This is a genomic window from Rhodococcus sp. ACS1 (genome assembly GCF_002300155.1).
Lineage (GTDB): Bacteria > Actinomycetota > Actinomycetes > Mycobacteriales > Mycobacteriaceae > Rhodococcus_F > Rhodococcus_F koreensis.
The window spans coordinates 523,992-540,197 of record NZ_NSDZ01000004.1 but is presented as its reverse complement, the minus strand read 5'-3'; the positions used below and the strand labels follow the sequence as shown (position 1 = coordinate 540,197).

At 69.4% G+C, this 16,206-nt stretch carries 15 protein-coding genes; 7 read left to right on the top strand and 8 right to left on the bottom strand.

The genetic code is table 11. The features are described 5' to 3' along the window. Window position 1: 1 nt before the first annotated feature. Entirely contained in the window at window positions 2-415 is a 414-nt protein-coding gene (paaI, locus tag CJ179_RS14775) for a hydroxyphenylacetyl-CoA thioesterase PaaI (protein ID WP_095862068.1), read from the top strand. 32 nt (window positions 416-447) lie between these two features. Here paaI and CJ179_RS14770 read toward each other — a convergent pair whose 3' ends face one another. Next, window positions 448-4,932 (bottom strand): AAA domain-containing protein, encoded by a 4,485-nt coding sequence (locus CJ179_RS14770; RefSeq protein ID WP_095862067.1) that lies wholly within the window; start codon window positions 4,930-4,932, stop codon window positions 448-450. 169 nt (window positions 4,933-5,101) lie between these two features. Between CJ179_RS14770 and CJ179_RS14765 the strand changes: the two genes are divergently transcribed. After that, a complete protein-coding gene (locus CJ179_RS14765; RefSeq protein ID WP_095862066.1) occupies window positions 5,102-6,244 on the top strand; it encodes a beta-mannosidase in 1,143 nt (380 codons plus the stop codon). A 58-nt stretch (window positions 6,245-6,302) separates the two neighbouring features. Here the strand turns inward: CJ179_RS14765 and CJ179_RS14760 are convergent, their stop codons facing one another. Both CJ179_RS14760 and CJ179_RS14755 read right to left on the bottom strand, forming a co-directional pair. After that, window positions 6,303-7,049, bottom strand: coding sequence for a GntR family transcriptional regulator (locus tag CJ179_RS14760; RefSeq protein WP_072936979.1), 747 nt, complete (start codon window positions 7,047-7,049; stop codon window positions 6,303-6,305). 30 nt (window positions 7,050-7,079) lie between these two features. Continuing rightward, on the bottom strand, window positions 7,080-8,231 hold the full coding sequence (locus CJ179_RS14755; protein ID WP_072936978.1) for an acyl-CoA dehydrogenase family protein: 1,152 nt from the start codon (window positions 8,229-8,231) through the stop codon (window positions 7,080-7,082). A gap of 181 nt (window positions 8,232-8,412) precedes the next feature. Here CJ179_RS14755 and CJ179_RS14750 point away from each other — a divergent pair, with 181 nt between their 5' ends. From CJ179_RS14750 to CJ179_RS14740, 3 genes are read left to right on the top strand one after another with little or no spacing between them, the layout of a single operon-like run. Next, entirely contained in the window at window positions 8,413-9,261 is an 849-nt protein-coding gene (locus CJ179_RS14750) for a CoA ester lyase (protein WP_095862065.1), read from the top strand. Then, window positions 9,258-10,265: a MaoC family dehydratase gene (locus CJ179_RS14745; RefSeq protein WP_072936976.1), complete on the top strand. Its 1,008-nt coding sequence runs from the start codon at window positions 9,258-9,260 to the stop codon at window positions 10,263-10,265. The genes CJ179_RS14750 and CJ179_RS14745 overlap by 4 nt, the downstream gene beginning before the upstream one ends. Before the next feature lie 25 nt (window positions 10,266-10,290). Then, a complete protein-coding gene (locus CJ179_RS14740) occupies window positions 10,291-11,502 on the top strand; it encodes a CoA transferase (protein ID WP_095862064.1) in 1,212 nt (403 codons plus the stop codon). An 18-nt stretch (window positions 11,503-11,520) separates the two neighbouring features. On the opposite strand, the gene CJ179_RS14735 is transcribed toward CJ179_RS14740, so the two are convergent. Genes CJ179_RS14735 through CJ179_RS14715 form a run of 5 tightly spaced genes read right to left on the bottom strand, consistent with a single transcriptional unit; the run spans window position 11,521 to window position 14,848 of the window. Next, on the bottom strand, window positions 11,521-12,219 hold the full coding sequence (locus CJ179_RS14735; protein ID WP_095862692.1) for a cation transporter: 699 nt from the start codon (window positions 12,217-12,219) through the stop codon (window positions 11,521-11,523). Next, a complete protein-coding gene (locus CJ179_RS14730) occupies window positions 12,219-12,548 on the bottom strand; it encodes a helix-turn-helix transcriptional regulator (protein ID WP_095862063.1) in 330 nt (109 codons plus the stop codon). Before CJ179_RS14730 ends, CJ179_RS14735 begins: the two co-directional genes overlap by 1 nt. A gap of 27 nt (window positions 12,549-12,575) precedes the next feature. Continuing rightward, entirely contained in the window at window positions 12,576-13,172 is a 597-nt protein-coding gene (locus CJ179_RS14725; RefSeq protein WP_095862062.1) for a cytochrome b, read from the bottom strand. Further along, on the bottom strand, window positions 13,162-14,283 hold the full coding sequence (locus CJ179_RS14720; RefSeq protein WP_095862061.1) for a catalase family peroxidase: 1,122 nt from the start codon (window positions 14,281-14,283) through the stop codon (window positions 13,162-13,164). The genes CJ179_RS14725 and CJ179_RS14720 overlap by 11 nt, the downstream gene beginning before the upstream one ends. Next, window positions 14,267-14,848 (bottom strand): hypothetical protein, encoded by a 582-nt coding sequence (locus CJ179_RS14715; RefSeq protein ID WP_257015532.1) that lies wholly within the window; start codon window positions 14,846-14,848, stop codon window positions 14,267-14,269. Before CJ179_RS14715 ends, CJ179_RS14720 begins: the two co-directional genes overlap by 17 nt. 129 nt (window positions 14,849-14,977) lie before the next feature. Between CJ179_RS14715 and CJ179_RS14710 the strand changes: the two genes are divergently transcribed. Beyond that, window positions 14,978-15,535, top strand: coding sequence for a sigma-70 family RNA polymerase sigma factor (locus CJ179_RS14710; RefSeq protein WP_072937052.1), 558 nt, complete (start codon window positions 14,978-14,980; stop codon window positions 15,533-15,535). After that, window positions 15,525-16,190 carry a zf-HC2 domain-containing protein gene (locus CJ179_RS14705; RefSeq protein ID WP_257015531.1) on the top strand — a complete coding sequence of 222 codons (666 nt, stop codon included), beginning with the start codon at window positions 15,525-15,527 and terminating at the stop codon, window positions 16,188-16,190. Before CJ179_RS14710 ends, CJ179_RS14705 begins: the two co-directional genes overlap by 11 nt. Window positions 16,191-16,206 lie beyond the last annotated feature (16 nt).

Below are 16,206 nucleotides of genomic sequence, written 5' to 3'. Positions count from 1 at the left end.
CATGACTGTCGACGCGTCCGCGGAATGCCGTATCGCGCGGGAGATGTTCGAGGCAGACAACGCGTCCCGCGCGCTCGGCATCCAGATCCTCGAGCTCAGCCCCGGTCACGCGGTCGCGTCGATGGTCGTGGGTGAGACCATGGTCAACGGTCACGGCATCACCCACGGCGGCTTCGTGTTCACCCTCGCCGACACCGCATTCGCGATGGCGTGCAACGGGTACGACACTGCCGCGGTCGCCGCCCGCGCCGACATCCGGTTCCTCACGGCCACCCGCCTCGGCGACACCCTCGTCGCCGAGGCGGTGGAACGGGCCCGCTTCGGGCGCAACGGCCTCTACGACGTCACCGTCCGGCGCGGCGACGACGTCATCGCCGAGTTCCGTGGCGACAGTCGTGCGCAGCCGCGCCCGTGAGTACTTATTAACCGCGGGACGTTAACAAGTACTCACGGGCGCGAAGCGCCTATGGGCGCCGCATGCTTCCCTCGCTCGGTCGCGGCGGCCGCGTCGCGCGCCGCGCGTTCGGTGGCGGCGGCCTCGATGGCCATCGCGTGATCGACCGCGTGCGGGGCGATGCCCAGGTTGTCCAGCGTGTCCCACAGGCTCGACAGGGCGGCCTTCGGGTCGAGGTAGTACTCCGATTCCCGGACGCGCCAGAACGTCCAGCCGCACCGCTTGAGTTCCTGCTCGCGTTCGAGGTCCGCGATCCTCTGTTCCGGGGTGGTCGAGAAGGCGTCGCCGTCGCATTCGACGGCGAGCCTCCTGGTGCCGCCGGTGACGACGAGGTCGATGCGCCGATTGTTCACCTCGACTTGGGAATTGACGTGGTAGCCGCGGTCGGCGATGTCGTTGAACACCCGCTGTTCGAGGAGGTTGTCGAACGGGGGGATCCGCACGTCGCGGTCGACGTCCTGCGGCATGGGGTCGGCCGGCGCCGGCGACGTCGACATCATGTAGCTGAGCAGGGAGTTGCGTAAGTCGGCCCGCTTCAGTTCGTCGACGGTCACGGAGTGGAACAGCCACAGTTGGTCCTGCGCGCGTGTCGCCGCGACGTTGAACCGCCGCTTGTACTGGTTCGCCGTCAGCGGTGCGAAGTTCTGCTCCGGTCCCACGACCATCGACAGGAAGACGACGCTTCGTTCGTCGCCCTGGAAGTCGGGCGGCGTCCCGACGCGCAGTCGTCGCTGCTCCCACTGTTCGATGCCGATGCGTTTGACGAGTTCGGTTCGGATGGCGTCGACCTGGGACTGCCCCTGCAGCACGACGATTCCGAACGTCTTGCCGTCGTAGCGGGGGTCGACGAGGCATTCGATGAGCTGATCGACGAGGGCGGCGGCCTCGACGTGGTTGGTCAGCGTCGAGTCCTTGCCCGACACGGAAGCGTCGGATACGTACGTATGTTTCAGCGGCGGAAGCCGATCCGCGCCGAACTGACGCACCGGGACCAGCGGCAGTTCGCCGTAGAACTGGGTGCTCGACCAGTTGATGATCTCGGGCATGGAGCGGAAGTGCTCACGGAGCCGGACGACCTGCCCGAAGCTGGTGCGCAGAATCGAGAACAGACTCGACCGCGGGGTGAGCGTGGCCTGGACGTACTCGGGGAGGTCGGGCAGGTACGCGTCCAGGCGGGTGAACACGTCGTCGAGGGTGCCGCTGGTGGGGATGTCGGCGGGGGCGCACTGCTTGTCGTCTCCGACGACGATGACCCGCGGCGCCAGCCACAGCAGGAACAGGTTGGTGATGTCGGCCTGGCTCGCTTCGTCGACGATGACGACGTCGAAGCTGCCCGGCACGGGCGGGATGGACGCGAGGACCTGCTGCAGCGGCATCACCCACGCGGGCACCGCGCCCTGCGCCTCCCCCATCGCGGATCGTGCTGCGCTGCGGTACTTCTCGGCGTACTTTCCGGCGCCTGCACCGATGCTCGAGATGTGCTCGCGGTACGTCTGTAGTGCCCGCACCTGGTCGGCCGTCAGGTGTTCGAGGCAGTCGCGCCAGGCGGTGGCCGCCGCGAGCCGCGCGGTGAGATGCGCGAGATCCGCGTCGACGGCATTGAGTTCGGCTTCGAGTTCCTGCTCACGACCGGCCCGGTGCTGCTCGGTGACCCATTGCCGGGCGCGGCGCCACGCCCAGGCCTCCGACATCTGCCAGCTCATCTCGTCCCACTCGGTGAGCGCCGCCGTCCTGCGCACCAGGTCGTACAGTGCCGGCGCGACGGGTGAGAGCCGGTCGGACAACTCGTCGAACAGCCGCTGATCCTGTTGTTCGACGCGGGCGATCGCGTAGCGGGTGAGAGCCTCCGAGAGCGCGGTGTTGTCCGCCTGGTCGAGTGCCGCCACCAGGGCGGTGCCTTCCGGCGACGGTCCCGCGTCGACCTCGGTGGAGACGGCCGAGACGATGGTGTCGAGTTCTGCACGCGCACTGTCCACGTCGGCGCGGGTGGTGATGGCCTCCGCGGCCCCGGCCACCGCGGTGGCGTCCGCGAGGTTGCGGATCCGCGGCGCGTTCGGGGACAGCGCGAACAGTTCACGGGCCAGCGCGTCGCGGGCGACGAGGAGGGCGCGCACGCGGGCCACCCGGCCGACGATCATGTTGAGGCTGTCGACCTGAACGGCACGAGACCCGTTCATGTCCACCGGAATCCGCAGATCGGCCAGCAGGGTCGCGGCGGTCTGCGCGGCGTCGTGGGCGCGCAGGTGCTCGGTCACCAGCCGCACCGTGGCGGCGGTCGTGGCGGGTACGCCGTCGACGGTGGCGTCGAGGCCGAGCTCCTCGACGGCCTTCTGCTCCTCGCTGCGACGGAACCGGGCCTTCCATTCGACGGCGCCGGATTCGAGGGCGACGGCGAGCGCACCCACCGCCTGCAGGGCGGGCCGGGTCATGACGGCGCACTGGACGTCCTGCGCACCGATGTACCGGTCGGCGGCGGCGGCCGCCTCGACGATCGCGGGCAGCGCGTCCAGGCGCCCCCACAGATGGGTGGCCCGGCCGGACAGCACGGTGTCGGCGAGGCTCTGGAACTGACCGTCCAGGTCGAGGACGTCGTGCGCGCGGGCCTGCAGTTCCTTGCAGTGCCTGCGAATGGAGTAAGCGGTCTCCGGATCGACGCCGCCGAGGACCTCGAGCAGGTGCGCCGACTGCGGGGTGTCGATGGGGATACTGGTCGACGCGCGCGAGCAGAGCCGTTCGAGTTCGGCCCGGTTCGGCAGCAGGGAGTCCAGCGCGGGAAGCGTCTGGCGTGCACGTTGCGCGCGCTCGGGGGACGCCGTCACGCACAGCCGGCGCAGGGTTTCGACCTCGGTGCCGGTGAGGGGCGGTTGCTGGCTGAGCAGCGGTCCGGGAAGCCACTCGAACGCGTCCTGCAGGCCCATGACCTTGCGGACGATGGTGGCGGCGGTGCCCTCGTAGCCGTCGGCGACGGCGTCGTGCTGGTACGTCTCGGACTCGCGCAGTGCCTTCACCTGCTCGAGCACGACGGCCCGCTTCTGCACGGCCTCGTCCCGCTGGGCGCGGAGATCGGCGATCTTCTGGCCCTCGCTGAGCGGGTTGAACGACGACTTCCGTTCGGCGATGGTCGCCACACTGCGGGTGAGCTCGTCCGAGCCGCCGCGGGACAGGTCCGTGATCGAGACGCACAGCTCCTGCATCTCGGGCGGGAGCTTGTCCCTCAGGACGCGGAGCGCCTGCGCCTTCTCGCTCGTGACGAGCACCCGCTGGCCGCGGGCGAGCAGCGCCGACACCAGGTTGGCAATCGTGTGGGTCTTGCCCGTCCCAGGCGGGCCCTCGACCACCACTCCGCTGTCGCCGCCGAGCCGCTCGATGATCTGCGACTGCTCGGCGTTGGCCGGAAGCGGGAAGAGCGGGTCCTCGGCGAGGGTGGAGGAGGTGGAGGCGCCGGTGCGCTCGAGCCACGACAGCCGGTCCGCCGGTTCGATCGCCTCGACGAGCTGGGCGAGCCCGAGCGGGACGGTCGCGCCGTCGCCGTCGAGGTGGGAGATCATCTGCTCGTAGTACTCGACCAGGGCGAACGCGCTGCGCTTGCGCAGCACCATGGCGGGCGACAGCGTCACGGTGCCGTTCGCGTCGTCGGCCGGTTGCCGGACGTTGTCGCGCACATCGACGTACGCCGTCAGCGACTTCGGAGCCCACTCCGCGAGGAGTGTGCGGACGCCGTCGCCCAGCGGCGACGTGACGGTGTCCTGCAGTTGCTTCTGCAGCGGCATCGCGTGCGCGCTGTCGTAGACGTCCAGTCCGGTGAACAACTGGGAGTCTTCGAGCCGGGGTTGGGAGCCCGCGATCAGCCGCACCAGCAGGTCGCCGGTCCGCGGATCGCGGTGGATGCTCGCGGACTGGGTGACCAGGTGGGTCTGGACACCGCCGTCCGGTCCCGCACCGGCCAGGGTCAGCAGTCCGGACGCGAGCACGAGTTCGATCGACTCGGGGCGGGCGTTCAGCTCCTGCAGCATCCGCTGCAGCGACTGGTACAGATCGGCGTGCGGGCGACGCTCCCGATCCGCCTTCGCCCACGCCTGCCAGCGCGGCACGTACGCGTCGAACGCCTGCCGGACGTCGTACGCGCGGCGCACGTCGTATTCCTCGTCGGAGTCCTCGGCGTACGCGTCGGACGCGTTCAGCTCGAGGTCGGACCGCGAGCTGTCGGCCCGGGCCGACGCGTCCACCCAGCCGGCCAGGACGGTCGGTAGTTCGGGCGGATCCTCGACGCCGATGAGGGGCACCCGCAGAACGATGTCGCCCTGCGCGGCGTCGGAATCGAGTTGGATGGTCCGGCCGTCCTGATGCAGCCATTCGACCTGTTCGTGCTGGTCGACGCGGAGAACCGGCTTCGTGCGAGCCCGGACGATCTCACGCAGGAACTGCAGCAGGCGCTGGACGCGGCCTGCGAGCTCGGCGTCGTTTTCGGGACTCGACAATGTAAACCTCTGCGAATTCTCGGTGATGACGTGCGCTTGCCCCCGCCGTGCACACTATCGGGTCGAGGGGGTGAAGTTCGAGGCGTCGTCCCCTGTCAGCGGGACTGGACGGTCGCTCGAGGGGCGAAACAAACCTCCATTCGTACCGACTGGTCCCTACTATTCATCCATGACGGTGACGCGCATCACGAAACTGGCCGCGGTGATCGCGACCGTCGCTCTGACGGCGCTGGGAGGGGGCTTCGTGTCGGCTGCCGCTCCCGCGCCGGGGGCCAGGGTCACCGCCTCGCCCGACGGGTTCGCGCTCGACGGGCAACCGTGGTGGCCGACCGGGTTCAACGCCTACCAATTGGCCACGAACTGGTCGGTCAATTGGGGTTGCGGCGCGATGGTCGACCTCGACTCCTACTTCTCCGCGCTGCCGCCGCACTCGCTGACCCGTTTCAACCTCTTCCAGGCGCTGGCGATCAACCGCTTCACCGGACAGCTCGACTTCGGGCCGTTGGACGCCGTGTTCGCGGCGGCCGAGGCGCACGACCAGATGCTGATCCCGGTTCTCGCACCCCAGGACGGGGCGTGCGAGGACGGGGTGTTCAAGGGCAGGCAGTGGTACGTGGACGGCTGGACGACGATGACGCCGGGTGCGCCTCGCACGCTGATGAGCTTCCGCGACTGGACGCGGACGGCCGTCGACCGATTCCGGGGATCGCCGTCGCTGGCGGCGTGGGAACTCGTCGGGGAGCCGGAGACGAGCACGTGCACCGACGCCGACTGCTCGTGGTGGACCCGGTCGTGCGAGCCCGGTGCGGCACAGGTGCTGCGTGACTTCTTCGACGCCGCGGGCGCCGAGGTGCGGGCCCGTGATCCGCGCACGCTGATCACGGCGGGATTCACCGGCGGCGGCCAGTGCGGAACCCAGGGCGACGAGTACCAATTCGTCTCGGCGTCACCGTATGTCGACGTCGTGCAGTACCACGATTACGGCGCCGACGGGGTTCCGCTGCCCGGCGATCAGTGGAACGGGCTCGCGCGGCGCCTCGAACAGGCTGCGGCGCTCGGCAAACCGCTCCTGATGGGTGAGATCGGCGAACTCGCCGGATCGTGCGCCAGCCTGACGGACCGGGCGACGCACATCGGCGCCAAGATCCAGGGGCAGCGGGACGCGGGCGCGGCCGGGGCGCTGCTGTGGGCGTTCGTCCCGGACCCCCGGCCCGCCGAGTGCACGTACGACATCGGCCCCACCGACCCGCTGTGGGGCGTGGTGGAGCAGTTCGGAAGCTGGGGCTCGGGCACCGCCCCGGCCGACACGTAGACCGTGAATCGTCGAGCCCAGGAGACGGATTCCTCCGGTTCGAGACTGAGCAGCGAGGTCAGCGTCCGCCGCGGCGGAGGGTCACGCGGTAGGTGTAATGCTCGGGCAGGAAGTAGCTGACCGCCAATTCGACGGTCCGCCCGTCCGAGTCGGAGTAGAGGCGGTCCACCCGCAGCATCGAGTGGCCCTCGGAGCAGCCGAGTTCTCGGGCCACGTCCGCCGGCGCCGGCGCAACGGTGATCGATTGCGCAGCCTCGGTGATGGGGCTCCGCAGGTGCGGTTCGAGCAGGCCGATGATCGTGTGCGAGCTGACGGCGCCCTCGGACATCTCGGGTGCGTCGGCGACGAACCGGGCGATCTCGTCGGGCAGATAGACGGTGGTCAGCACGAACGGGGTGTCGTCGTGGCGTCGCCGGAACACGACCGTGTTGACGAGGTCGGTGTCGAGGCGGAGCCTGCTCGCCGCCTCGATGTCGACCCGCCGGCGCAGGGGCGTGACCACCTCCATGGTGGTGTCCGTGGACAGGTTCATCAGATCCTCGATCGACCCCAGCTGCCGCAGGTATCGGCCGTCGGACTCGGCGGCGAACGTGCCCCGGCCCGGGACCCGGTAGACGATGCCCTCGGCCACCAGGTCCTGGAATGCGCGACGAACGGTCTGCCGGCTGACGCCGTGCTGGTCCGCGAGCTCGAATTCGGTGGGCAGCTTGATCCCGCCGCTGTACTTGCCTGCAGCAATGTGCTCGCGGAGCTGCCTCGACACCAGCTGGTACGCCGGCTCCGTGTCTCGTTCTCTACCGTTCATCGCGCACCGATCCTACGTGCAGGTTGCCGACTAGATGCCGCCTCGCGACACCAACTGCGAGACGATGACGTTGCGCTGGATCTCGTTGGTGCCTTCGCCGACGATCATCAGCGGGGCGTCCCGGAAGTAGCGCTCCACGTCGTACTCGGTGGAATAGCCGTAGCCACCGTGGATCCGGACGGCGTTGAGGGCGATGTCCATCGCCACCTCGGACGCGTACAGCTTCGCCATGCCCGCCTCCATGTCGCACCGGTCTCCGCTGTCGTACTGCTCCGCCGCGTGCCAGGTCAGCTGCCGGGCCGCGGTCAGCTTGGTCGCCATGTCGGCGAGGTAGTTGCCGATCGACTGGTGCTTCCAGATCGGCTGACCGAAGCTCTCCCGCTGCTGCGCGTAGGCGAGGGAATCCTCGAGCGCCGCCGTGGCCACACCCAGCGCCCGGCAGGCCACCTGGATGCGTCCCGTTTCCAGGCCCTTCATCATCTGGCCGAACCCCTTGCCCGGGGTGCCACCGAGGATCGCGGACGCGGGGGCGCGGTAACCGTCGAACGACAGCTCACACGTCTCGACGCCCTTGTAGCCGAGCTTCGGCAGATCCCGCGACACAGTCAGACCGGGGCCGTGCTCGACCAGGACGATGGAGATGCCCCTGTGCTTGGGGGTCGCCTGCGGGTCGGTCTTGCAGAGCAACGCGATCAGCCCCGACCGCCGCGCGTTGGAGATCCAGGTCTTGGAACCGGTGATCACCAGGTCGTCACCGTCCGCCTTGGCGTTGGTGGACATGGCCTGCAGATCCGAACCACCGCCGGGCTCGGTCAGTGCCATGGTGGCCCGGATCTCCCCGGTCGCCATCTTCGGCAGGTACTGCTGCTTCTGCTCCTCTGTGCCGTACAGCGACAGCAGTTTCGCGACGACGGTGTGCCCGCCCATCGCACCGGCGAGGCTCATCCATCCGCGGGCCAGTTCCTGCGTCACCTGCGCGTAGCAGGGCATCGACACCGGTGATCCGCCGTACTCCTCCGGGACCGCCAGACCGTAGATCCCGATCTGCTTCATCTGCTCGATCCACTTCTCGGGGTACTCGTTGGCGTGTTCCACCGCCTGCACCGTCGGCTTCACGTCGCGATCGATGAACGCGCGCACCGTCTCGACCAGGTACGCCTCTTCCTCGTTCAGCTTGGCCATGAATCCACCTCACACCTTCCACAACATTTGTACGGCCATAATCCGACAATGTCTGCCTAAAGTCAACGATCGGTCTTGACATGACCGCTGCGTCGCTGCCAGCATCAGCAGCGCAGCCGCATCAGGCTGGCCGTACATATCCAGCCCGACCCGGGCTCCCGGACCCTAGGAATGAAGCATCGTGCAGAATCTCACCCGCAGGCGCGCCGTTCTGGTGGCCCCCGGATCCGACGAGCGCAAGGCCGTCAAGGCGCTCCGGTCGACCGCCGACGAGGTGGTCCTCGACCTCGAAGACGCCGTCGCCTCCGCCAAGAAGGCCGAGGCCCGCGACCTCGTGCGCCGCCTCGTGCTCGAATCGGACGGCTCCCGGGCCGTCGCGGTCCGCATCAACGCGCTGACCACGCCGTGGGCGGAGGACGACCTCGCCCTGTGCGCCTCCCTCGGCGCCGCGCTCACGAGCATCGTGGTTCCCAAGGTGGAGACGGCGCAGGATCTGGTCCACGCCGATCAGGCTCTCGCCGGTACCGACATCGGGTTGCAGGCTCTCGTCGAAACCCCGGTGGGCGTGCAGAACATCGCCGACATCACCCGCGCCGTCGCCCGGCTCGAGTCCGTCATCATCGGCTACGCCGACCTCGGGGCGGCCCTCGGCCGGTCCCGCACCGCCCTCCCCGAACACTGGCTCGCGATCCAGGACGGCATCCTCGTCGCCGCCCGCGCCGCCGGCATCCAGGCGATCGACGGCCCGTTCCTCGGCATTGCCGACGACGACGCCTTCCGCCACTCGGCCGCGTGGACGAGCGCGCTCGGATTCGACGGAAAATGGGTCATCCATCCCGCGCAGGTCGAGTCCGCCGCTGCGGCCTTCACCCCCACCGACACCGCGGTCGAGGACGCGCGACGCGTGATCGACGCACTCGCTGCCGCCGAGGCCGCGGGCGCCGGGGCGGCGCAACTCGACGGGCAGATGCTCGACGAGGCCGTCGCAGTCGCGGCACGACGCGTTCTCGCCCAGGTAGGTGCACAGTGACGATCACGCAGACGTATGTCGGTGGCCCGTACTTCGACGAACTCGAGGTCGGGCAGGAATTCGACACCGCCCCCGCCGTCACCCTCACCAGCGGCCTCGCCGCCGCCCATCAAGCCATCCTCGGCGACCGCCTGCGGCTGCCCCTCGACGCGCACCTGTCCCGGGCCGTCACCGGGTCCGCGGACGCCGTCGCGAACCCCGGCCTCGTCACCGACGTCGCCATCGGACAGTCCACGCTGGCCACTCACCACGTGAAGGCCAACCTGTTCTACCGCGGCCTCCGCTTCCATCACTTCCCGCATCTCGGCGATACGCTCTACACGCGCACCGAAGTGGTGGGACTGCGGGAGAACTCGGCGAAACCGGGACGCAAACCCACCGGTCTGGCGGCTCTGCGGATGACGTCCACCGACCAGGACGGCCGCACCGTCCTCGACTTCTACCGCTGCGCGATGCTCCCGTTGAGCGCGAACCCCGACGAGGACCGCGTCCGCAAGTCCGACGACCTGTCCGCGATCGGGCCGCAGTCGGAGCAGTCGTTCGCCGCCCCCGAGGGCTGGGACCTCGCCCGCTACCGCGACAAGGTTCCGGGGCAGCACTTCTCGGCCGACCTCGCCGGATCCGTGCTGCGGAGCAGCGGCGACGTGGTGTCGAGCGCCCCCGAACTGGCGCGCCTCACCCTCAACATCGCGGCAACCCACCACGACGAACGAGTCGGCGCCGACGGACGACTGGTCTACGGCGGGCACACCATCGGCATCGCGCTCGGGCAGGCCACGCGCGCCCTGCCGAACCTCGTCACGGTCCTGGGCTGGAAGTCCTGCGACCACACCGGTCCCGTCCACGAGGGCGACACCCTCACCAGCGAACTCGAAATCGAGAGCGCCGAGGAGTTGCCCGGCGGCGGCGGAATACTGCATCTGCGTTCACTGGTGTTCGCGCACAACGCCACAGCGTCCGACGTCCCCGTCCTCGACTGGCGCTTCACCGCCCTCATGGCCTGACCTCCACCCTCAAGGAGCATCTCTCGTGACCGCCCACACTCCCCTTGCCGGACTTCGGATCGTCGAGGTCTCCAGTTTCATCGCGTCCCCCCTGTGCGGACTGACCCTGTCCCAGCTGGGGGCCGAGGTCATCCGGATCGACCCCATCGGCGGCGCCGCCGACTACAACCGCTGGCCGATCACGGGCGACGGCGAGAGCATCTACTGGACCGGACTCAACCGCGGCAAGCGGTCCGTGGCCGTCGACATGCGCAACCCCGAGGGGCAGCGGCTCGTCCAGCAACTGGTCGCGGCCCCCGGCGCGGGCGGCGGAATTCTCGTCACCAACGCGGGAGGTCGTGACTGGCTCGCCCACGACACACTGCATGCTCTCCGCTCCGACGTCATCACTCTCGAAATCCTCGGTGGTCGTGACGGTTCCCCCGGCGTCGACTACACGGTCAACGCCGGGCTCGGCTTTCCGTCCATCACCGGCCCCGCCGATCATGCCGGCGTCGTCAACCACGTCCTCCCCGCCTGGGACGTGGCGTGCGGGTTGTACGCCGCGCTGGCCGTCGCCGCCGCGGCCCGTCACCGCGACGCCACCGGCGAGGGCACCCGCATCTCCCTGCCGCTCGAGGACGTCGCGCTCGCCACCGCCGGCACCCTCGGATACCTCACCGAGGTGCAGATCAACGGCACCGGCAGGCAAGGGACCGGCAACTCCGTCTACGGCACGTACGGAACGGATTTCACCACCAGTGACGGTGCCCGGTTCATGATCGTGGCCCTCACCCCGCGGCACTTCCGCGACCTCGTTGCCGTCACCGGAACCACCGCCGCGGTGGAGGCACTCGCCACCGCACTCGACGCCGACTTCGCGCGCGAAGCCGATCGCTTCACCCACCGCGACGTCCTCACCGCACTGTTCACCCGCTGGTTCCGCGAACACACCGCGGCCGAAGTGGCCGAAGCACTCTCGAAGACGTCCGTCCTCGCCGAGCGCTACCGCACGTTCGAGGAACTCGTGAAGTCCGGCGAACTCGAAAGCAACCCGATGTTCACCCCCCTCGAACAGCCGCGGATCGGTACCTACCTCGCCTCCGGCCACCCGGCATCGTTCGACGGACACCACGCCACCGTGGCACCCGCCTCCGCCGTCGGCGACGACACCGGCAGCGTCCTCCGCGACCTCCTCGGCAGCTCCGACTCCGACGTCGCCAAACTCCTCGACAGCGGCATCGTCGGGGGGAAGTGACGCGGTCGTCGGGTCCTTTCAGTCGTCGCAGCGGTCGCAGGCAGGACCGGCGCCGGCACCGGAGGTGGTGACCGGCGCCGGGCAACAGGTGTCGCCCTGCCACGCGTTGATTCCCTCCTTGACCGCGATCGCGGCGATGACCAGGGCGGCGATCGGGTCGGCCCAGGACCACCCGAGCAGAGAGTTGAGCAGCAGGCCGACCAGCAGGACGGCGGACAGGTAAGTGCACAGCAGGGTCTGTTTGGAATCGGCGACGGCCGAGAGGGAACCGAGTTCGCGCCCCGCGCGCCGCTGTGCCCAAGACAGCACCGGCATGATCGCGAGACTGACTGCCGCCAGCGTGATCCCGACGACCGAGTGCTCCGCCTCGCCGATGCCGAAGAGGGATCGGGTGGCGTCGACCGTGACGTACGCGGCCAACGCGAAGAACGAGAACGCGATAATCCGCAGCGTCACCCGCTCCCGCGATTCCGGGTCCTTGCCTGCGAATTGCCAGGCGACGGCCGCCGCGGAGGACACCTCGATCACCGAGTCGAGACCGAACCCGATCAGCGCGGTCGACGACACCCGCGCGCCCTCGCTCAGCGCGATGATCGCCTCGAGCACGTTGTAGCTGATCGTCGCGGCCACGAACCACCGGATCCGCCGCCCCAGGACCTGCCGCCGCCCCGCGGTGAGAGCCGGACGCGTGGCGGGCATTCCGAGTTCCGACGCCATCAGCAGCATCCGTCAGTCTCGGCGTCCGGGCAGCAGGACGGATCGACGGCCAGCACCAGGCCGATCAGGTCGTCGAGCGCGCGCCCGATCCGCGGATCCGCCAGTTCGTACCGCGTGCGCCGCCCCTCCGGCGCCGCGACGACGAGGCCGCAACCACGCAGGCAGGCCAGGTGATTCGACAGGATCTGGCGCGACACCCCGATCTGTTCGGCCAGTTCGGACGGATACCCGGGCCCCGACCGCAGGCTCAGCAGGATCTGCGTGCGCGTCGTGTCCGACAGCGCGTAGCCGAACCGGGACAGCGCGTCGCGATGGATCAACATCTCCATGCCCCGACGATACAGCGATCCCTGTATTCAGGAAACCCTGAACTCTTGATCTTGTCGTTGCGGCGGCTGGGTGGGCCGGGCTCGGCGCCCCATCGTCATCCGGCCGAGAATCCGGTCACGCAGGACGAACGTGTGGAACAGGACGGCGCACAGGTGCGCGGTGAACGCGGCGAACAGCAGGTACCCGAGCACGGTGTGGGATTGCCGCAACACTGCGTACAGATCCGGATCGCGGGGAGCGATCGCGGGCAGACTCAGCTGCGCGGTGAGGGCGATCGGGAACCCGCCCGCCGACAGCATCGCCCACCCGGTGACCGGTTGCAGCACCAGGAGTCCGTAGAGCACGTATTCCGACCCGGTCGCGACCATCCGCTCGGCGGGCCGCATCCCGGCGGACGGCGGCGGCCGGTGGAGGATCCGGTTGCCGATGCGCACGACCGCGAGGACGAGGATCGCGAACCCCAGCGGCTGATGCACCGTCCGCAACAGGTGGTAGGCGTCCAACGACGCCACCATCGCGACGCCGAGGAAGAGTTGGGCGATCACCAGGATCGCCATCGTCCAGTGCAGCAACCGCGACGTGAACGCATACCGGGTCGGCCGCTCGGTCCGGCTATCGCTCATCGGGCACCTCCGAAACGTTGACTCGACTCGGCGATTTCGGCTCACCGGACCGTCGGTTGAACGATTCCGCGTAGACCGCGGACCGTGCACTGAGCAATGGATCATCCGACGGTGCAATGCCGTTCGGCAGTACCAGCGGATCGAAGTTGACGTCCCGCGCGTTGCCCGGTGCTTCGGTGTCGATCGCGTCGACGGTCAGCGTGCCGACGTCGAGGGACTTCCTGCCTGCCGGCCACGGTCTGGTGGCATCGTCCGTCGGGTCCCCCGCCTCCCCGAGCGTGAGGATCATCCGCCAGCGCAGGGGTCCTCGCGTGACCTCGCGGAGGAGGGCGTCGAACAGGTAGTCGCGGCCGGCGCCCTCCTCGGTGCCGGGATGCCGGACGGGCTGCTCCGGCACCAGCCTCCAGCGCACCGGAACCGTGGCGCCGGATCGGTCGGTGCACCGGAACGCATTGAGCCCGTGAAATGTGCTGTCCCCGAATCCGGAAGTGCGAGGCTGTCGCCGGATGATGTCCATCGCCGCCGCTGTCTCGGGATGGCGTGCCAGGAACGAGGCCATCGCGGCCGGATCGGGTTTGCCGGTGTCCGGGACCTTCTTCGAGGCGAGCAGCCGATCACGGAAACCGTCCGGCGTGCGGTCGGGGAACACCGGACTGTCGATCATCGCGGTCCGCCACTGCTCTCCCCCGGGCAACCGGAACACCAACCCCAGACCGCGCACGGTGTCGACGGCGTCGGCAGCGGTAGGCAACCCACCCGATAACGAGAACCGTCCGGTGACCGGGTAGCGGCCGCCGGCCCGGAAGACGCTCGCCGTGGACACCGCGGACCCCGCACCGGTCGCCGTGAACCACCCGGTGGCACTCACCCCCTTCGCGTGGTTGCGCCGGAACCCCTCGTGCCGGCCGAAGACCTGCTCGAATCGATCGACGAACCGCGACGGGGTGACGGTGTGCGGGGTCAGCCGGCCGCCGGCGAACAGGAACCCGCCGACGTCCACGGCGGCGATCGCACCGACCGCCGCCAGACCGATCAGGGCGCTGCGCCGGGTGACGGTAGCGCCCGAACGACCACCGACGGAGGGTTCGTGGCCGTCACCCGTGCGCGGCATCGACCGTTACCACGTGCCACGTGCCCTTGACCCCGTCGCCGCTCGTCAGCCCCGGGGCGGAGTCCTTTGCGAACCGGTAGAGAGGATGACCGTCATAAGTGGCCTGCTCGACGCCGTCCGGGCGCGTCGTGGTGCCCACCGTGCCCGGCAGGACGGCGTCCGGGTGGGGCGACGGTGTGCCGGGCGTCGGCGGCCAGATCTCGGCACACGGGCCCACGCACCGCACCAGGTCGGCTGTGTCCTCGTCGAAGCGGTAGAGCGTGAAGCCGTCACCGTCGGTCAGCACGGTGCCGAGCGCGGTCTCCCGCGCGCCGAGCGTCGTCGCCGCATCCGATGCGCCGGTCGCCGGCGCTGTGTCCGGGGCAGCGGTCGTCGGCGCATCCGCCGCAGCGGCCGGGGCCTCGGTCGCCTGGCTGCAGCCCGACATCAGGGCAACCGCAGCGCCCGCGCAGGCCACCGCGATAATCGTGTGCTTCGCGATCATCAGATCTCCGTTCTCCTCTGTTTCCGCCCGCCGATCGCGGACGACGCCGGGGAGTACGGACCGCGGGACGGCCGCGTTCACGACGGCCGCGAACTTTCACGAAGACGCTGGTGTGAGAATCGACGGTGAACGCCGCGGCACTCACGTCCGTACACCCTGGCGGACGTCGGACGGGCCGACGACATTTCCGGTGTTGCAGGAGGTGAGGTCGTGCGGCTACGCATGTCGCGCAAGCGGGCGGAGGAGTCGGTCGGGAATTTGGCCGACAACGCGGTGTTGCGGACCGTCTACGACGATCACGCCGGCGAACTGTTCGCCCTCGCCTACCGCTCACTCGGAGACCGGGGACGCGCGGAGGAAGTGGTGCAGGAGACGTTCCTCCGAGCCTGGCGCGGCGCGGACCGGTTCGACCCGCAGCGTTCCACCGTCCGGACCTGGCTGTATGCCATCTGCCGCAACGTGGTGATCGACGCGAGCCGGGCGCGGGCCTCCCGGCCACAGCTCGCCGACACCGAGCCACCCGACGTTCCCGTGCCCGAGCGCCCGCTGGAACAGTTGCTGGTGGGACTGCAGGTCGAGGAGGCCCTGCGGCGACTGTCCGAACAGCACCGCGTCGTACTCGTCGAGATTCATTTGCGCGACCGGCCCACCAGCGAGGTTGCGGCCGAACTCGGCATCCCCGTGGGCACCGTGCGCAGTCGGGTGTACTACGGGCTGAAGGCGCTCAAACTCGTACTGGAAGAAATGGGGTGGCACGGTGACCAGTGATCGCTGCCGACAGATGCACACCTTGCTGGGCATGTACGCGCTCGGGCGCCTCGACGACCACGAAGCCGTGGCAGTACGCGCCCACCTGGACGGATGCCCGGATTGCCGGACCGAGTTGATCGAGCTGACCCCGGTGGCCTCGGTTCTGGGGCAGGCGGACCCCGACCGGCTCCTCGAGCCGCCGCCGGCGCCGTCCCCCGCACTGCCCGGCACGATCCTCGCGACGCTCGACCGCGAACGCAGCCGGCAACGTCACCGCAGGATCGCGGTCGTCGCCGCGGCCGCCGTCACCGCTCTCGGCCTGCTCACCGGCGGATTCTTCCTCCGCACCCTCGTCCCGAGCACCCCGCCCGGACAGCCGGTGGCCTTCACCGCGCCCGCCGCGGGTGTGGAGGCGTCCGCTCGGGTGGAGAACCGCGCCTGGGGAACCGGGATCAGCCTCGACGTCACCGGACTCCCCCAGGGCAGCACGTACAACGTCTGGCTGCAACGACCCGACGGAAGTCGCATGAACGCAGGAAGTTTCATCGCCGGCGGCGACCGGAAGATGTCGATGAACCTCGCCGTGGCGCTTCCGATGTCCGACGCCACCATGCTCGGCGTCAGCGCACCCGGCGACGACACCGCCATCCTGCAGGCACCGCTGCACCCGTGACAGCGCGGAGATCGTG